The 16,547-nt window shown below is 60.7% G+C and carries 14 protein-coding genes and 2 pseudogenes; 8 read left to right on the forward strand and 8 right to left on the reverse strand.

Translation table 11 applies throughout. From position 1 onward, the window contains the following. Nucleotides 1–86: 86 nt before the first annotated feature. The 7 genes from DQ393_RS19195 to DQ393_RS19225 form a co-directional block, all read right to left on the reverse strand. Nucleotides 87–410, reverse strand: a complete 324-nt coding sequence (locus DQ393_RS19195; protein WP_112343330.1) for a hypothetical protein — start codon at nt 408–410, stop codon at nt 87–89. 28 nt (nt 411–438) lie between these two features. Continuing rightward, on the reverse strand, nt 439–825 hold the full coding sequence (locus DQ393_RS19200) for a hypothetical protein (RefSeq protein WP_112343331.1): 387 nt from the start codon (nt 823–825) through the stop codon (nt 439–441). A gap of 180 nt (nt 826–1,005) precedes the next feature. After that, nucleotides 1,006–2,457 (reverse strand): homospermidine synthase, encoded by a 1,452-nt coding sequence (locus DQ393_RS19205; protein WP_112343332.1) that lies wholly within the window; start codon nt 2,455–2,457, stop codon nt 1,006–1,008. 229 nt (nt 2,458–2,686) lie between these two features. Next, the gene (locus DQ393_RS19210; protein WP_112343333.1) at nt 2,687–2,971 is read right to left on the reverse strand and encodes a YciI family protein; all 285 of its coding nucleotides are present in this window, start codon (nt 2,969–2,971) and stop codon (nt 2,687–2,689) included. Beyond that, nucleotides 2,972–3,616: an aminotransferase class IV family protein gene (locus DQ393_RS19215; RefSeq protein WP_112343334.1), complete on the reverse strand. Its 645-nt coding sequence runs from the start codon at nt 3,614–3,616 to the stop codon at nt 2,972–2,974. Continuing rightward, on the reverse strand, nt 3,601–4,761 hold the full coding sequence (locus DQ393_RS19220; protein WP_112343335.1) for an aminodeoxychorismate synthase component I: 1,161 nt from the start codon (nt 4,759–4,761) through the stop codon (nt 3,601–3,603). The genes DQ393_RS19215 and DQ393_RS19220 overlap by 16 nt, the downstream gene beginning before the upstream one ends. Nucleotides 4,762–5,034: 273 nt before the next feature. After that, complete coding sequence (locus DQ393_RS19225; protein ID WP_112343336.1) at nt 5,035–6,879, reverse strand: M3 family oligoendopeptidase; 1,845 nt, start codon at nt 6,877–6,879, stop codon at nt 5,035–5,037. A gap of 220 nt (nt 6,880–7,099) precedes the next feature. Between DQ393_RS19225 and DQ393_RS19230 the strand changes: the two are divergent. From DQ393_RS19230 to DQ393_RS19250, 6 genes and pseudogenes are all read left to right on the forward strand, one after another. Further along, a pseudogene (locus DQ393_RS19230) lies at nt 7,100–8,351 on the forward strand (sigma-54-dependent transcriptional regulator); the annotation flags it as partial. Nucleotides 8,352–8,467: 116 nt separating this feature from the next. Next, nucleotides 8,468–8,680, forward strand: a pseudogene (locus tag DQ393_RS34325) (helix-turn-helix domain-containing protein); the annotation flags it as partial. A 174-nt stretch (nt 8,681–8,854) separates the two neighbouring features. Continuing rightward, on the forward strand, nt 8,855–10,807 hold the full coding sequence (locus tag DQ393_RS19235) for a DUF882 domain-containing protein (RefSeq protein WP_112343338.1): 1,953 nt from the start codon (nt 8,855–8,857) through the stop codon (nt 10,805–10,807). A gap of 216 nt (nt 10,808–11,023) precedes the next feature. Further along, nucleotides 11,024–11,641, forward strand: a complete 618-nt coding sequence (locus DQ393_RS19240) for a hypothetical protein (protein WP_112343339.1) — start codon at nt 11,024–11,026, stop codon at nt 11,639–11,641. 119 nt (nt 11,642–11,760) lie between these two features. Continuing rightward, entirely contained in the window at nt 11,761–12,603 is an 843-nt protein-coding gene (locus DQ393_RS19245) for a glycosyltransferase family 25 protein (protein WP_112343340.1), read from the forward strand. 11 nt (nt 12,604–12,614) lie between these two features. Then, nucleotides 12,615–13,316 (forward strand): polysaccharide deacetylase family protein, encoded by a 702-nt coding sequence (locus tag DQ393_RS19250; protein WP_112343341.1) that lies wholly within the window; start codon nt 12,615–12,617, stop codon nt 13,314–13,316. 30 nt (nt 13,317–13,346) lie between these two features. On the opposite strand, the gene DQ393_RS19255 is transcribed toward DQ393_RS19250, so the two are convergent. Further along, nucleotides 13,347–13,619: a hypothetical protein gene (locus DQ393_RS19255; protein WP_145644493.1), complete on the reverse strand. Its 273-nt coding sequence runs from the start codon at nt 13,617–13,619 to the stop codon at nt 13,347–13,349. A 329-nt stretch (nt 13,620–13,948) separates the two neighbouring features. Between DQ393_RS19255 and DQ393_RS19260 the strand changes: the two genes are divergently transcribed. Beyond that, nucleotides 13,949–15,211, forward strand: a complete 1,263-nt coding sequence (locus DQ393_RS19260; RefSeq protein ID WP_112343343.1) for a flavin monoamine oxidase family protein — start codon at nt 13,949–13,951, stop codon at nt 15,209–15,211. 191 nt (nt 15,212–15,402) lie between these two features. Continuing rightward, a complete protein-coding gene (locus DQ393_RS19265) occupies nt 15,403–16,500 on the forward strand; it encodes a branched-chain amino acid aminotransferase (RefSeq protein ID WP_112343344.1) in 1,098 nt (365 codons plus the stop codon). The last annotated feature ends 47 nt before the right edge of the window (nt 16,501–16,547 follow it).

Genomic DNA, 16,547 nt, shown 5'->3' on the forward strand with positions numbered 1-16,547 from the left:
CCGATGTTTTCATCACGGGCAAGCGAGTGCAAGCAAAAGCTGTTGGCTTCATTAGGATTTTTACAAGCACGGAAATGTGCGCCGGATCAGGCGCATGCCTCGGCGGAGGCGGGGCCGTAGGATTCCCGCAATGCCGCCGCGGCACTCCAGCCGGCGGCGCAGAAGATCAGCAGGCAGCAAAGGGAGGCCGCAAGATGAAAGCGCCGTTTCCGCTTCCGGTAGAGAAGGATCGCGCCGGCGCCATAGACCAGCAAGGCGGGCAAGGCGAAGATCAGGACGCCGATCGGGCCGTCGCAATCGAGCGCATCGATGCCCTGAGCCCGATAGGTATTGACAGGGAGAACCGTCGCCATAACAGCGACGGGGAGAGCTGCGACAAGAGCGAGATAAAGGACCAGCACGCCGCGCATGATGCCTTATCCATCCGGCAGGCCCATATCAGCCCTGGCGATTGAGCGAGAAATGCCCGCCGGTTTCGGAGGTGCAATTGAGCTGGCTCGGATTGGCCAGGAAGCAATTCACCTTCGACGACGTGCGCTTGACGTTCGAATAAAGATTGATCTGGATCATGCCGGATGGATCGGTCGTGTAGGTTCCCGAGGCCATCTGCTGGTTCGTGCCATCAGTGGTATGCGTTTCGAATCGGCCGCTCGAAAATGTCGAGTTCAGCCCGTTCGAATCGGCCCAGCGGCCTTCAACCGAATTCCCTTGCGGTTGGCCGCCGGTGTTCATTCCCATCGGCGGCGGCCTCGATCCGCCGAAATCGACGCAGGCGGACAAGGCTGACGCGGCAGCAACGAGGGCAAGCATGGTTCTTATCTTCATAAATGTCTCCCGCGGATAATGGCGGACTAAAGGCGCATCGGTTGCAAGGAAGATGACGCGACCATCGGGCTAAAGCAAGGCTCCACCACCGATCTGCTTGATTTATCTGGCTTGCGTAACAAAAATGCCCGCACGACTTGTGCGGGCATTCGGGTCTGGCATCAAGCTGACACTATACCCTTAGCGAACCAGAATGTTCCGGAACTGCCAGGGGTCCTTGATGTCGATGTCCTCCGGGAAAAGGCCGGGGCGGCCATCGAGCGGGGTCCAGTCGGTGTAGTGACCTTCGACCGGGCCGAGATAGGGCAGCTGCACTTCGAGGCAGCGCTTGTAGTCGACTTCGTCGGCTTCGACGATGCCGGCCTTCGGGTTTTCCAGTGCCCAGACCATGCCGGCGAGAACGGCTGATGTCACCTGCAGACCGGTGGCGTTCTGGTAGGGGGCGATGCGGCGGGTTTCTTCGAGAGACAGGCGCGAGCCGTACCAGTAGGCATTCTTGGCATGGCCATAGAGCAGCACGCCGAGTTCGTCGATGCCGTCCTCGAGCTCGTCCTCGTCGAGAACGTGATGGACCGGCTGCGGCGTGCCGCCGTTGCCGAACATCTCGTGCAGCGAGAGCACGGCGTCGTTGGCCGGATGATAGGCATAGTGGCAGGTCGGGCGGAAGGTCACTTCGCCGTCCTTGTCGCGAACGGTGAAATAGTCGGCGATCGAGATCGACTCGTTGTGGGTGACGAGGAATCCGTATTGCGGGCCAGGCGTCGGGCACCAGGTGCGGACGCGGGTGTTGGCGCCCGGCTGTTCCAGATAGATGGCGGCCTGGCAGCCCTTCTTGTGCTTCTTGGCGTTCTTCGGCATCCACTCTTCATGGGTGCCCCAGCCCAGTTCGGCCGGCTGCAGGCCTTCGGAGATGAAGCCTTCGACCGACCAGGTATTCCAGAAGACGTTGAGCGGCTTCGGATGCTTGGTGCGCTGCGTGTCGCGCTCGGCAATGTGGACGCCCTTGACGCCGACCTTCTTCATCAGCTTGGCCCAGCCTTCGCGGTCGTGCTGATCCGGCTCGTCGAACTTCAAGCCGATATCCTTGGCGAGGTTGACGAGCGCCTGCTTGACGAACCAGGAGACCATGCCCGGATTGGCGCCGCAGGTGGAAACGGCCGTCGTGCCGCCCGGGTTCTTCGCCTTTTCCTTGCGCACGGTTTCGCGCAGCGCATAGTTGGTGCGGTCGGCATTCTTCATGCTCTTGTCGAAGTAGAAGCCGAGCCAGGGTTCGACGACGGTATCGATGTAGAGCACATCGAGCTTGCGGCAGAGCTTGATGAGATCGAGCGAGGAGGTGTCGACCGAGAGGTTGACGCAGAAGCCCTGGCCGCTGCCTTCCGTCAGGAGCGGCTTCAGGAGATCCTTGTAATTGTCCTTGGTGACATATTCCTTGATATGACGGACGCCATGCTTTTCGAGGATCGCCAGGTGCTCGGCGTCCATCTGCGGGTCAATGACGACCATCCGGCTTTTGTCGAATTTGAAATGGCGCTCGATCAGGGGCAGGGTGCCGCGGCCGATGGAGCCAAAGCCGATCATCACGATCGGACCGGTAATTTCGGCATATACCGGATAGTTCTCTTCCGTCATTCTTTTCTCCTTCGAAAGGCAGGACGCCGTTCGGTTTGCGAAATTCAATCAGAGTTGGCGCGAAAACGCGAGATGAGCGGCTCTAATCATAATTTGATGTCACAATAAAGAGCTGTTCAGGGTTAGCCGGGCAAAGTCAAGAAGGCCAACATACACGCCATATGCGACGAGTTTGTTGCCTTCAAGGTTTGTTTTTACTGACCTATGGGAAATGCAGCGTCGGCCGCGCTCAGCCTTTCAAGGCTTCCAGGCCATCGGTAACGGTGGTCAGCGCGATTTCCTGGATCTCATAGACGGCGATGCCATGAATGGTGAAGGGGTCGGCTGCAGCATAGGCCTCCAGTTCGGTACGCTCGCCGCGGGCGAAGATGACGCCGCCGGTGCGCGGTACCTTGCGGCCGGAGGCCAAAAACCATCCCTTGGCATAGCCTTCCTTCACCCAGGCCATGTGCGGCTCCATATACCTGTCGGCTTCGTCATTGCCCTTGAGATAGGTGAGTGAGAGGATGAACATTCAATCATTCCATAGGAGTTGCGCGCGGATCAGGCCGCGCAGGGAGTTTCCGACGTAAAGGGTATGGTCTTTAAGGTCGTCGACGCGGATGCGGCCGACGCGGGCCTTGCGCTGGCAGATGAGTTCCGTGCGCAAGACGCCGGCAAGCAGGCCGGCGGAAATCGGCGGAGTGCGCAGCGCGTCCGGACCATCCTCGATGAAGACCGAGGTGATCGTGCCCTCGCACACCTCGCCCTTCTCATTGAGCAGCAGCACCTCGTCTGCTTCGTCAGGCCGATATTCCGCGCGCGCTGCCTCATAAACTGCGCGGCGCGTGGTCTTGACGCGCAGCAGCTTGTCGGCGGAATCGAGCCGGGTTGCGGCAATGCGGACCCGCCAGACGGTGTCGGATGGCAGCGGGACAAAGGGGGCCGTCGTCACTGCCGTCTGGCCTTCGCGATCCAGCGTCAACCGAACCCTCAAAGGCACAGCGGTACCGGCAATCGCCTGTTCCAGTTTTCCGAGCACGTTCTTCGGAGCTGAAAAGCCGAGGCGGCGGGCGGAGCGCTGCAGGCGGGCGAGATGCAGGCGCAGGCGAACGAAGCCGGTTTCCGGCTCGTAGCGCAGCGTCTCGATCAGGGAAAAATCCTCTACCGGTCGATCCATCGGTCCCCCACGGCAAAGCGCGCCTTGAGGAGGCATTCCTCATATTCCGCTTCCGCCGTCGAATCGAAGACGATGCCTCCGCCGACATTGAACACCGCGCGGCCGTCTTCGAAAAGCGTGATCGTGCGGATCGCCACCGAAAAACGCATGGCACCACCAGGCGAGATCATGCCGATCGCGCCGCAATAGGCGTCGCGCGGGCTGCCTTCGAGGTCGTGCAGGATTTCCATCGCCCGCATTTTCGGCGCGCCGGTGATCGAGCCGCAGGGAAAAAGTGCTGCGAGGATATCGCGAATGGTGATGCCGGGAAGCAGCTTCGCCTGCACATGGCTGACCATCTGGTGCAGCGTGGGATAGGTCTCGATTTCGAAAAGCTTGGGAACGTCCAGCGTGCCGACTTCGGTGATGCGCGAGATATCGTTGCGAAGCAAGTCGACGATCATGCGGTTTTCGGCCTGCGTCTTCTCGTCGGCCAGCATGGCGGCGATGATCTCGTCGTCATCGGCGGCATCCTTGCCGCGCTTGGCCGTGCCCTTCATCGGATGCGTCTCGATCCAGCCATCCTCGTCCGTGCGGAAAAAAAGCTCCGGCGAGCGCGACAGGATGATCGGCCCGCCGAGATCGACGAGCGCGCCGTATTTCACCGGCTGCCGTTCGATCAGCGACCAGAAGGCGGCGCGCGGATCGCCGTTCCAGCGGGCACGGATCGGCATGGTGAGGTTTGCCTGATAGCAATCGCCCTGGCGCAGATGCCAATGCAGCCTGTCGAAGCGCTCCTTATATATCTCGAAATTCCAGCTGGCCTTCGGCTCCGTGAGAAACTCCTGGTTTTCCGGGCGCTGCGCCGGCTGACCGAGTGGATGGCCGTCGGCCGCGGGCGCATCGAAAACGCCGAAACATAGCAGCGGTGTTTCCCTGTTTTCCTCGGCGAAGGATGCGAGTTTTTCCTCGAAGAGATGCCCGGCCTCGTAGGCCATGTAGCCGGCCAGCCATTTTCCCTCTTGCCTGGCCTTTTCCATGCGATCCAGCGCATCGAAAAACTGCACGCGCGTATGGGCCATGATGACCTCGGCCGGTTCGGCGAAGATCATCACCTGTCCTGTGCTGTCGTCCCTGAAGAGGACGTAGGGTATGGCATCGGCCATGCGCGGATTTCGATCCAGTCTTTGTTCAGTGATCCCCAGGCATGATTGCATATGCCGTTACGCGTGGCCTCTCACCCCAACCCTCTCCCCGCTCGCGGGGAGAGGGGACTGGTTCTGCGTCCACCGCACCATTCTCTGCACACAACGGTGCAGCGGTTGCGATCGCTCCCTCTCCCCGCATCGGCGGGGAGAGGGTTGGGGTGAGGGGCCACGCGCAAAGCTCCGGCAATAGCGAAGATGCCTGGCCTGCTTTTCCTCAGAGCAGACGGGATTTCAGTTCTTATCTAGCGCTTCCAGCTCGTCGATCAGCCCTTCGATCATCGACAGTCCCTTGCTCCAGAACGACGGATCGGTCGCGTCGAGGCCGAAGGGCTTCAGCAGTTCGGAGTGGTGCTTGGTGCCGCCGGCCTTCAGGAGCTCGAAATACTTGTCCTGGAAACCCTTTTCGGCGTTTTGGTAGACGGCATAGAGCGAGTTCACCAGGCAATCGCCAAAGGCATAGGCGTAGACGTAGAAGGGCGAGTGGATGAAATGGGGGATATAGGCCCAGTAGGTCTCGTAGCCCTCGGAAATCTTGATCGCCGGGCCTAAGCTCTCTGCCTGTACCGAGAGCCACAGCTCGCCGATATTGTCCGATGTCAGCTCGCCATTCTTGCGGGCGGTATGAACCTTGCGCTCGAATTCATAGAAGGCGATCTGGCGCACGACCGTGTTGATCATGTCCTCGACCTTCTGGGCGAGCATGGCCTTGCGTTCGCGCTTGTCGGTGGTCCTGTCAAGGAGCGCGCGGAAGGTCAGCATCTCGCCGAAGACCGACGCGGTTTCCGCGAGCGTCAGCGGCGTCTGGCACATCAGCGCGCCCTGGCCGCCGGCCAGCACCTGGTGCACGCCATGGCCGAGCTCGTGCGCCAGCGTCATGACATCGCGCGGCTTGCCCATATAGTTGACAAGAACATAAGGGTGGGCCGAAGGGACCGTCGGATGGGCAAAAGCGCCCGGCGCCTTGCCCGGGCGCACCGGCGCGTCGATCCATTCCTCGTCGAAGAAGCGTTTGGCAATAGCGGCCATTTCCGGCGCGAAACTGCCGTAGGCGGAAAGAACCGTGTCTTTCGCTTCGGTCCAGGGGATCAGGGCGTTGGGCGTCTCCGGCAGCGGTGCATTGCGGTCCCAGAAGTTCATCTGGTCCATGCCGAGCCACTTGGCTTTCATCTTGTAATAGCGATGCGAGAGGCGCGGATAGGCCTCGCGCACGGCGGCCGCCAGCGCATCCACCACCTCGCGCTCGACGCGGTTGGCCAGATGCCTGCTGTCGGCGATATCCTCGAAGCCGCGCCAGCGATCGGCGATTTCCTTGTCCTTGGCGAGCGTATTGGTGATGAGCGTGAAAGTGCGCAAATTGGCCTTGAAGGTTTCGGCAAGCGCCATGGCCGCCTTGCGGCGTATCTCCGGATCCTGCTCCTGCAGCATATTCAAGGCGACTTCCAGCGGCTGCTTCTCGCCGTCGATCTCGAAGCGCAATTCCGCCATCGTTTCGTCGAACAGGCGGTTGAAGGCGGCGGCACTCGTCATGGATTTTTCCAGGAACAGCTGTTCCAGCTTGTCGTCGAGCTGATGGGGCTTGTCCTTGCGCAGGTCGACGATCCACGGGCGATAGTGGCCGGCGGCGGGGTCGTTCGCCATGCAGGCGTCCATCACCGCATCGTCGATACGGTTGAGTTCCAGCGCGAAGAACAGGAGATGCGAGGAGTAGTCCGTCAGCTTCGCCTGGACATCGCCATAGAGCTTGCCGTTGGCCGGATCGATCGTATTGGAGAAATAGGTGAGCCCGGCATATGAGCCGAGGCGGCCCATGATGTCGTCAAGCGCTTCATACTCCTTGAGAGCCGCGCCGATACCGGCATCGCCCGATTTGGCGGCGGCATCGGTAAGCTTTCCCTTCCACTTTTCCTCGAAGCCAACGGCCATCTTGCCGGCCCTTTCCATGTCATTGAGGAAGGCCGGCGAGGTCGCGGACGGATAGAGGTCGCTGAGCTTCCAGGCTGGCAGGTCGCCAAGCGCTTGTCCGGCGGCCTGGCTTGCGGAAAAGTTAAGGGATCGATGGAGCGAGGTCGGGCTCATGGGCGATATTTCCTCTGCTTTTATTTTTCGGAACGTCCGGTCCGTTCGTGTCTAATCGGCCGAAAAGCATGCTGCAAGGCCTGATTTCCCTGCATTGGCGCTTGAAACATAAGCGATATTACATTCGTCATAATGATTAAAATGCGATGATTTGGCAAAACTTCATGTTCAAGCCTTTCTGCGAGTGTTCGCTTCAGGTTTCGCATGAAGTGAGGCACCAATGACCGTTTACAATAGCGCCAAGGGGGGCGCGCAGATTCTCGTTGTTGAGGATGATCCGATTCAACGCCGTCTGCTGAAGAATGCCATCGAGCGGCACGGACACGTCGCTCATTTGGCAGAGAATGGCCGTCTCGGTCTCGAAGTTTTGAAGCGCAGCAGCGATCAGATCAATGTGATCGTGCTCGATCTCATGATGCCGGAAATGAACGGCATCGAGTTCCTGGGCGCCCTGAACGATATGGGCATCGATCTGCCCGTGATCGTTCAGACGGGGCAGGGCGGCATCGATACTGTGGTGCAGGCCATGCGGGCCGGCGCCTTCGATTTCGTCGTCAAGCCGGTATCGCCGGAGCGTATCGCGGCGTCGATCGCCAATGCGCTGAAGCTGGACCAGCGCGAGGCCAAGGCCCGCGCCGGGCGCAAGTCGCGCTCGAGCAGCATCACTTTCGACGATATCGTCTCGGCAAGCCCGGCGATGATGCGTGTGATCGACCTTGCCCATCGCGCGGCGCAATCGAATATTCCCGTGGTACTGGAAGGCGAATCCGGCGTCGGCAAGGAACTGGTCGCGCGCGCCATCCAGGCAGCCAGCGACCGTGCCGGCAAGCCGTTCGTGACGGTCAACTGCGGCGCCATTCCGCACAATCTGGTCGAAAGCATCCTTTTCGGTCACGAGAAGGGCGCCTTTACGGGTGCTGCGGAGCGCCATGTCGGCAAGTTCATGGAGGCCGATGGCGGCACGCTATTCCTCGACGAGATCGGCGATCTGCCGCTTGATGTCCAGGTCAAGCTGCTGCGCGCCGTTCAGCAGGGCGAAATCGAGACCGTCGGCGCGCGCGTCGCGCAGAAGGTCAATGTCCGGCTGATCTCGGCGACCAACAAGGATCTGATCGAAGAGGTCAAGGCAGGGCGGTTCCGCGAGGATCTCTATTATCGCCTCAACGTCTTCCCGATCACCATGCCGGCATTGCGACGCCGCAAGGAAGATATTCCACATCTGGCACGCGCCTTCGCTGACCGATTCGCGCTTGAGCAGAAGCTCGACCATCCGCTCGGAATCAGCAACGACGCTCTTGCGCTGCTGACGGCCTATGATTGGCCCGGCAATATCCGCCAGCTCGAAAACGCGATCTTCCGCGCCGTCGTTCTGTCTGAAGGGCCGGAACTGCGCGATACGGATTTCCCGCAGATCGCCGCGCAGTTGCCCGGCTACTTCGCCGCCGAGCACCCGACCTTAGTTGTGGATAATTCGCAGGCGCACGCGGCGGATAACATTGCAACGGAGAGAGCGGAACGGGCCGCACGCCCCCTTCTTCAGGCTGCGGCTGCAACCTCTTCTCTTCCGGGCGGCGATGCTTCCGAGAGCGCTTCCGACAATGTCATCGTCAGCACCAATACATCGGGCGATGTCAGAAAACTGGCGGATGTCGAGGAAGAACTCATCCGATTTGCCTTGAAATTCTATCGCGGACAGATGAGTCAAGTGGCGAGAAAGCTCGGGATCGGCCGCTCAACTCTCTACCGAAAGTTGAAGGACTACGGCATAGACCCGGATGACCCGCAAAAAAACGCCGCATGAGTGGTGATTAACGTTTAGGCAAGCATATTTTGTTACCCGTCGTAAAGCACTTGTTAGTGCATCGTTCACCATGTATGAAGAGGGCGACCATGTGTGGCATTTTTGCCATCGTGTCACCGCAATTGACAGCCATTTGGAACACGATGCGACATTGTCTGTCGGACGGGGATCGAATTGCCGAATTTGAGTGGAAATACCAAGCCTAAAAGCTTGAGCTGGCATTCTGCGTGCTCTGACTTATTTCGCAAGGTGGCCAAGGTTGCAGCCGTTGGCCTCTTTGCCTTGGCCGTTTCCACCCCTGTTTTCGTCGGCACCCCTTCGCAGGCCGGCGGTGAAACCCGCAGCCTCAAGATCTATTACGTCCACACCGGCGAAAAGGCCGTCATCACCTATAAGCGCAATGGCAAGTTCGATCCGGACGGCCTGGAGAAGCTGAACCGCATCCTGCGCGACTGGCGCAAGAATCAGCCGACCAAGATGAATCCGCGCCTGTTCGATCTGATCTGGGAAGTCTACCGCGAAAGCGGTTCGCATGAATTCATCTACGTGATCTGCGGCTTCCGTTCGCCCGGCACCAACGAGATGCTGCGCACGCGCTCCGCCCATACAGGCGTTGCCAAGAAGAGCCAGCACATGCTCGGCAATGCGATGGATTTCTATATTCCAGATGTCAAGCTCACCAAGCTGCGCGAGCTCGGCATGAAGCTTCAGGTGGGCGGCGTTGGCTATTATCCGACCTCCGGCTCCCCCTTCGTCCATATGGATGTCGGCGGTGTGCGCGCCTGGCCGCGCATGGATCGCCAGGATCTTGTTCGCCTGTTCCCGGACGGCAAGACCATGCATATTCCGGCGGATGGCCGGCCGCTGCCGGGCTATCAGCAGGCAGTCGCCGACTATAAGCGCCGCATGTCGTCCGACGATATTCAGATCGCCAGCTCCTCGTCGCCGCGCCGCGGCTTCTTTGCCCGCCTGTTTGGCGGCGGCGGTGCGGATGAGGAAGAGGACAATGCGGAAAGTGGCACGGCGGTAGCGCCGGTGGCCGTGGCTTCGGCAACGCGTAAGGGTCAGCCAGCTCCGGTTGCGAGCGATGATGGTGACGATAGCGCCGCTCCGGTCCAAACCCCCGCTCAGGTTCAGGTTGCAAGCGTAAACGCCCCCGTTCCGCAGGTTCGTCCGGCCTTTGGCAATCAGCCTGCCGGCAGCGATGTTGCGTCCGCCCTTGTCTCGCCGTCGCGTAACGCCGCGCAAGACGCGCTTGCGGCCGCAATGCCGAACACGGACGATCAGCCGCAATATGCCGATCTTCGCTCCTATCACGTGCCCGTTCCGGCCTTGCTCGATCGGCGTGCGCCTGGCGATGCCGAGCTGGCCTCGGCCGAGGCTGATATGAAGGGCCAGGTCGCTTCCGTACCGGTGCCGGCACAACGCCCCGAACTTGCTGAAAACCTTTTGGCGTCCACTGACGCGGATCAGGAAGCGCTCGACGATCAGGCCGATGTCGCCGCCCTTTCGCCTTCGGTCGTCGCCGCCCTCGAGCAGAGCCGTCCCGATCGGTCCGATGCGACTGCTGCGGTTACCCCGCCGCTTAATGATGTTGCCTCGAAAGATCAGATTGCGCCGGTCAGTGACGGGGCAGCGGGCGGGAACGGTGCCGCTCAGGCTATCGCTTCGGTCCTGCCGCAGCAGCGACCTGCGCAGCAGATGCCGATGCAGGTGGCGGCGCTCGCGCCGATCCGCAACGAGGTCAAGGCCAGCAGCCGTCGCTTCAACGACAGCTTCGATACTGTGACCCCGCAGGAACGTCCGATTGCCGCCGGCATAGCAACCAAGGGCTCGCGGCCGAGTAAACAGGATGCGGTAGAGGCCGATGCTGGCCGCGCTACCGTGACGACCGCGCCTACCCTGACGGAGAAGATGATTTCGCAATGGGCGATCGCAAAGGCCCGCGTCGAGATCGTCAATCGCCCCGTCAAGGCGCCACGTTTCGTCAGCGCGACGCTGCGTGCCCAGCCGACCGCCGTCTACACGGATGGCTTCAAGATGCAGACGGCATCGATCGATCCGGAGCGTTTCAGCGGTTCCGCCGTGAACTTCCTCCAGGTGAAGAAGTTCAATTCGGTCGAATAGGCTGAGATTCCTGTTCTATGCAGTCCTCGGGGAGCCGCTTGGGCTCCCTTTGCATATGGCGGGTGCAGCTGAGATCAGTGCTGTTGCTCGCAGGTGACACCGCATCCGCTTTCAGGTTCAAGTCAGCTTTTATTCAGCCTGGTCTCACGCTTCATTCAGCGTCGTTTCATTCAGCCGGATTAGGGCGGCAGTCTTTCCAAGGCTGGATATCCGCGTTTGAATCGAAAGACAGCAATCATCATCGGCAATGGCAAGCTGCCGCGCGATCTCTCGGAGATCGTGGACAGAGCGGATTTTACAATGCGCTTCAACGAGCCGAAGACGTCGATCGGCATGAGCGGATCGCGCACCGATATTCTCATGCTCGCAACCTCCAGCAAGCCGATGCAACGCCGGCTGACGGATCCGGCCTTCCTGGCCAGCGCCACCTTCAGGGCCGCAAAGGAGGTCGTGCTTGCCTACCATCCCGTCATCATCAGCAAATATCACCCCAAGCCCAACTTCCTTTCGCGCCTGAAAGGCAGGAGAAGCGACTGGACGATGCGGACGATCGAACTCGTCGGCGCTGCCGGCAAGGAGATCCGCATCATGCCGCCGCAATTCTATATCGAAGGCTGTGAGGAGCTTGGCGTGAGCGAATGCCGGATGCGCCAACTCTTTCCAAGCACCGGCTTTTTCGGCATCCGCTATGCCCTGTCGCGTTTGCCCGCCGACGAGTGGGATGTCAAGCTGTGCGGCTTCAGCTGGGAAGGATGGAAGCGTCATGCCTGGCTGGACGAGCGCCGCTGGGTCGACGACAAGATGGCGAGCGGGCGCATCAGCCTGCTCGTCTAACCTTCTTTCAGTTGTCGAGTCGATTGAAAACAACCGTTTTCAGTTTCGGCTCAGGTTAGCCTAAGTTCGCTTTCATTCACGGTTGCTAGAGCCTCGCGAAAAGGACCGAGGTACTCTTAATGCAAACCCACGAATTCAACCCGTCTTCGGCGATGCCGCTCGAAAGATCTCATGCGGGATTCGAGTTCGATCATGCGCCCAATCCCGCCGACGCCAGACTGGAAGAAGCCAAGCAGCCCGTCATTCGCGGCTTTATCATTCATCTGGAGCGCGCCCGTGACCGCATGCCCCAGGTCGAGCGGCTTGCAGCCAGACTGCCGGTGCCAAGCGAGGTCATCGAAGCGGTCGATGGGCGCACTCTGACGGATAGCGCGGTCGAGCGCGTCTATCGCCGCCGACTGCAGAAGCCGTATTATCCCTTCGAAATGAGCATCGGCGAAATCGCCTGCTTTCTGTCGCATCGCAAAGCATGGGCCGCCATTGTCGAGCAGGGTATCGATGCCGGCCTCGTCTTCGAGGACGACGTCGAGATCGATGATGCGTTCCGGGCTGCTTTTGCTGCAGCCAAAGCTTGCCTGAAGCCCGGTTCGTTCATTCGTTTTCCATTCCGCATGGGCAGGGAGCATGGCAAGTGCGTTCTCTCCGAGGGCGGGACCAATGTCATCCAGCCGATCCGGATCGGTCTCGGCATGGTGGCCCAGCTCGTCAGCCGCGATGCGGCTATCCGCCTGCTGGAGGCGACATCGGTTTTTGATCGCCCCGTGGATACGACCGTGCAGATGAGCTGGTTGACCCGCGTATCTCCGCTGGCGGTCCTGCCAGGCGGTGTACACGAGATTTCTCCGCAGCTTGGCGGCAGTACCATCAAAAGCGACAGGACGTTGGCGGAACGGCTTTCCCGAGAGGTGTTGCGGCCACTCTATCGCGCGAAAATTGCCCTTCGTTCGCGCCGCTTCATCTGAGACGCCATATCGTGACCGTTCCAATTCTCGCTTATCATCAGATTGCGGTGCCGCCGTCGCGCAAGGCGCCGTATAGAAGCATGGTCGTTCATCCCGAAGCCTTCCATCGTCAGATGGAGTGGCTGAAAAGGCTTGGCATTCAGGGCATGACGCTGCGTGAGGCAATGCCCTACGTCCGGGGAGAAAAATCCGGCAGGGTCGCCGCCATCACCTTCGACGACAGCTATGCCAATGTCTATGAGAATGCATTGCCGGTATTGCAGGAGTTCGGCTTCACGGCCACGAATTTCGTGGTGGTGAACCAGATCGGCGGCAGCAATGTCTGGGATACGCCCATCAGTGTGGCGCATGCGCCCTGCATGTCGGTCGAACAATTGCGCCACTGGCACAGCCTGGGGCACGAGGTAGGATCGCACACGCTCGATCATGTACGCCTCCCGCGATTGCCGATGGAAGAGGCACGGCGCCAGATCACGCATTCGCGCGAGCTGCTGGAAGACCTGCTCGACGAGGGCATCTCGTCCTTCTGCTTTCCCTATGGTGACGAAACGCCGCTCGATCGCGTATTGACCTATGAGGCGGGCTATAGCGCGGCAACGACGACCCGGCGCGGCCGGGCGCGGTCGGCCGACGATCCGTTCGGTTTGCCGAGAGCGACCATCCGGCGCAACGACAGCTGGATGCATTTCGTCAAAAAATGCATCCTCGGATAACGGGCGGCCGCCAATTCACGGCGGCACCGGTCATGGCTGCTTTTCCGGTGCAGGAGCGCGATCCGCAATGGTCTGCCCATTGTGATCGGTGAGCGTGATGGGGCTGCCGACATGGTTTCTCATCGGCGTGGCCGGTGGCATGAGGGTCCATGTGAAATAGGCGATCAGGCCACAGACACCGAACAGAAAGACGGTGAGAATGGCCGGAAAGGACCATTCTTTCGTGAACATCGGTGTCTGCGGGTGAGGCTTGAACGTGGCGCGGCGGCCGGCGGCCGTCTTATTGAGCTGTGTCGGCATCATTGCCTCCAAAACTAGGCGTCCAGGCAGATTGGGAGCCGAGATATTTCAATGCGACGGCGCACGGGATGCGCACCAACCATTGCCTTGTTGCGAAGACCCGCTTGCGCATGATCTCTCTCCGTTGTCTGTCTGGATGAAGCACGTACGACATTCGCCGTCTCAGCTCAATGCGGCAATTTGGTATGGGCTGCCGTGCCCGTTTACATGCCGCGTCGAGGTCGGCTACAGATGATTGCGGGAGCTCGCGCTGGCGGATTGGCGGGTCTCCCATCGTTCATCGTCGTGCGTGGCCGGATCGCTCTCCGATGCTTGCGCGCAAAGGAATTGGAATGCCCATCGAGTCCTGGAAAGGCGGCGAGATCGACGTTGCCGTGATCGGTGCTGGAGCCGCAGGTGTGGGCGCTGCCCGGCAATTGCAGCGGCTTCGTCCGGATCTCTCTATCCTGTTGCTGGAAGCCTCCGATCGCGTCGGCGGTCGCGCGCGCACGGTCCATCCGTCCGGTGTGGGTGGAACCGCGCTCGATCTCGGCTGCGGCTGGCTGCATGGGGCGCGTACCAATGCCTGGACCGGAATCGCCGAAGAAGTCGGCCTGAGCGTCGATCGCACGCCAGCGCCCTGGAGCGATGGCGGGCATCGGCTCGAGCAAGACGATCCCGGGGTAAAGGCTGCGGGCGCCGCCGTGAACGGATTTTTCGGACGCGCCTATGCTTATGAAGGCGAAGATGATGCGGATCTTTCGACCCTGGTGGCACCGGACGATCCTTGGAGTGAACGGATCCATGCCGTCGGCGCGTTCATGACCGGAGGAGAGCTCGACAAGTCCTCGGTGATCGACCTTGGCCGCTATGATCCCGGTCCTGGCCCGGATTGGCGGGTGCGGCAGGGCTACGGAACGCTGGTTGCGACCTACGGCCTGCCGGTGCCGACCGTCCTTGGCGTCGAGGTCGGTCACATCGACCATAGCGGCGCCGCCCACATCGTGCTTTCCACGAGCAAGGGCGAGCTGCGGGCAAAGACCGTCATCGTCACCGTCTCCACCAATGTCCTGGCGGCCGAACGCATCGCCTTCTGGCCGCATTTGCCGGAGAAGATCGAGGCCGCATCGCGTCTGCCGCTCGGCCTGGCCAACAAGCTTTTCATTCGCATTGCCGAGCCGGATATGTTTCCGGAGGATACGCATGTCATGGGATCGCAGCACAATCGCCGGACAGGCGCCTACCAGCTGAGGCCGTTCGGCGCGCCTGTGATCGAAGCCTATTTTGCCGGTGATCTTGCTCTTGATCTGGAACGGCAAGGCATGGAGGCGATGTTTGCTTTTTCGGTGGAACAGCTGAAGCGCGTCTTCGGCTCGAATGTCGGCGCAACATTGTCGCCCCTTATCAGGTCCGCCTGGGCGGGAGAGCCCTTCGTCGGCGGATCCTATTCCTACGCGACACCCGGTGCGTCCGATCTCCGTGGGGTATTGGCCGCCGCCCGCGATAATCGGTTGTTCTTTGCCGGGGAAGCCTGTTCGAGGGCGCGATACTCGACGGCGCATGGTGCCTACGAGACCGGGGCGGCGGCCGCCGAAGCGGTTGCGAAAGCGCTGTGACGGGAGGTTGGTATGAGGGGCGCGCCGGCTGGGGAAGGGAAATGGCGATTTGCCTCATAAATTTCTGAAAATCACTCTTAAACTTGCGGAGGAACAGGCGTAAACGCAATCAAATACCACCCGATTTGATTTAAACCATCCTTCGGGAGATGGGCGGCGAAAACCGCGATAAAAGAAGCATTGGAGGAGCCATGAGCAACGGCGACACGTTAACCTTCGCCATCGAGAAAAATCCGAATCCTGCAACGGCCAGCGAGCGTGAAGCGCTGCTGCAAAATCCGGGTTTCGGTCGCATCTTCACCGATCATATGGCGACCATCCGCTATTCGCAGGACCGGGGCTGGCACAGCGCCAAGATCGAGGCGCGCAAGGCGCTGCCTCTCGATCCGGCGACCGTGGCGCTTCATTATGCGCAGGAAATCTTCGAAGGCATGAAGGCCTACCACCTGCCCGATGGTGGGGCAGCCCTCTTCCGTCCGAGCGCCAACGCACGGCGTTTCCAGAATTCGGCCGAGCGGCTGGCCATGCCGCGCCTGCCGGAAGAGCTCTTCGTCGAGTCCGTTCGCGAGCTGGTCAAGATCGATCGCGAATGGATCCCGACTGCGGAAGGTTCGTCGCTCTATCTCCGGCCGTTCCTGATCGGCACGGAAGTCGCTCTCGGCACAAAGCCGTCGGCAGAATACATCTACTGCGTCATTGCTTCCCCGGTCGCCTCCTTTTTCAAGGGCGGTGGATCGGCCGTCACGCTCTGGGTCTCGGAGAATTTCACCCGCGCGGCTCCTGGCGGCACGGGTGCGGCCAAGTGCGGCGGCAATTATGCGGCAAGCCTTGCCGCATTGGCCGAAGGTCAGCGCGAAGGCTGCGACCAGGTCGTCTTCCTCGATGCCGTCGAAAAGCGCTGGATCGAGGAGCTTGGCGGCATGAACGTCTTCTTCGTCTTCGACGATGGATCTCTGCAGACGCCGCCGCTGACCGGCACGATCCTGCCGGGCATCACGCGCGATTCGCTGATTAAGCTCGGGCGCGACATGGGCCTGACTGTCCGCGAAGAGCCCTATTCGATCGAGCAGTGGCAGGCCGATGCCGAGAGCGGGCGCCTGCGCGAATCCTTCGCTTGCGGCACGGCGGCTGTCGTGACGCCGATCGGCAAGGTCAAGGGCCGCAAACACAGCTTCACCATTGGCGATGGCAATGCCGGCGTGACGACACAGCGCCTGAAGGCCGCGCTGACCGATATCCAGTTCGGCCGGGCGCCGGATAAGAATGAGTGGCTGGACCGCCTGTTCTAAGCGGACCATGAACCGATACCCGGCGGGAAAGGCATATGAGCTCTCCC

The organism is Martinezella tropici, from assembly GCF_003287875.1.
Taxonomy (GTDB): Bacteria; Pseudomonadota; Alphaproteobacteria; order Rhizobiales; family Rhizobiaceae; genus Rhizobium; species Rhizobium tropici_C.

Excerpts from the sequence above, each read along its gene's own strand:
- DQ393_RS19195 (WP_112343330.1), bottom strand. The coding sequence starts at position 410 with ATGCGCGGCGTGCTGGTCCTTTATCTCGCTCTTGTCGCAGCTCTCCCC.
- DQ393_RS19200 (WP_112343331.1), bottom strand. The coding sequence starts at position 825 with ATGAAGATAAGAACCATGCTTGCCCTCGTTGCTGCCGCGTCAGCCTTG.
- DQ393_RS19205 (WP_112343332.1), bottom strand. The coding sequence starts at position 2,457 with ATGACGGAAGAGAACTATCCGGTATATGCCGAAATTACCGGTCCGATC.
- DQ393_RS19210 (WP_112343333.1), bottom strand. The coding sequence starts at position 2,971 with ATGTTCATCCTCTCACTCACCTATCTCAAGGGCAATGACGAAGCCGAC.
- DQ393_RS19215 (WP_112343334.1), bottom strand. The coding sequence starts at position 3,616 with ATGGATCGACCGGTAGAGGATTTTTCCCTGATCGAGACGCTGCGCTAC.
- DQ393_RS19220 (WP_112343335.1), bottom strand. The coding sequence starts at position 4,761 with ATGGCCGATGCCATACCCTACGTCCTCTTCAGGGACGACAGCACAGGA.
- DQ393_RS19225 (WP_112343336.1), bottom strand. The coding sequence starts at position 6,879 with ATGAGCCCGACCTCGCTCCATCGATCCCTTAACTTTTCCGCAAGCCAG.
- DQ393_RS19245 (WP_112343340.1), top strand. The coding sequence starts at position 11,761 with ATGCAAACCCACGAATTCAACCCGTCTTCGGCGATGCCGCTCGAAAGA.
- DQ393_RS19255 (WP_145644493.1), bottom strand. The coding sequence starts at position 13,619 with ATGATGCCGACACAGCTCAATAAGACGGCCGCCGGCCGCCGCGCCACG.
- DQ393_RS19260 (WP_112343343.1), top strand. The coding sequence starts at position 13,949 with ATGCCCATCGAGTCCTGGAAAGGCGGCGAGATCGACGTTGCCGTGATC.
- DQ393_RS19265 (WP_112343344.1), top strand. The coding sequence starts at position 15,403 with ATGAGCAACGGCGACACGTTAACCTTCGCCATCGAGAAAAATCCGAAT.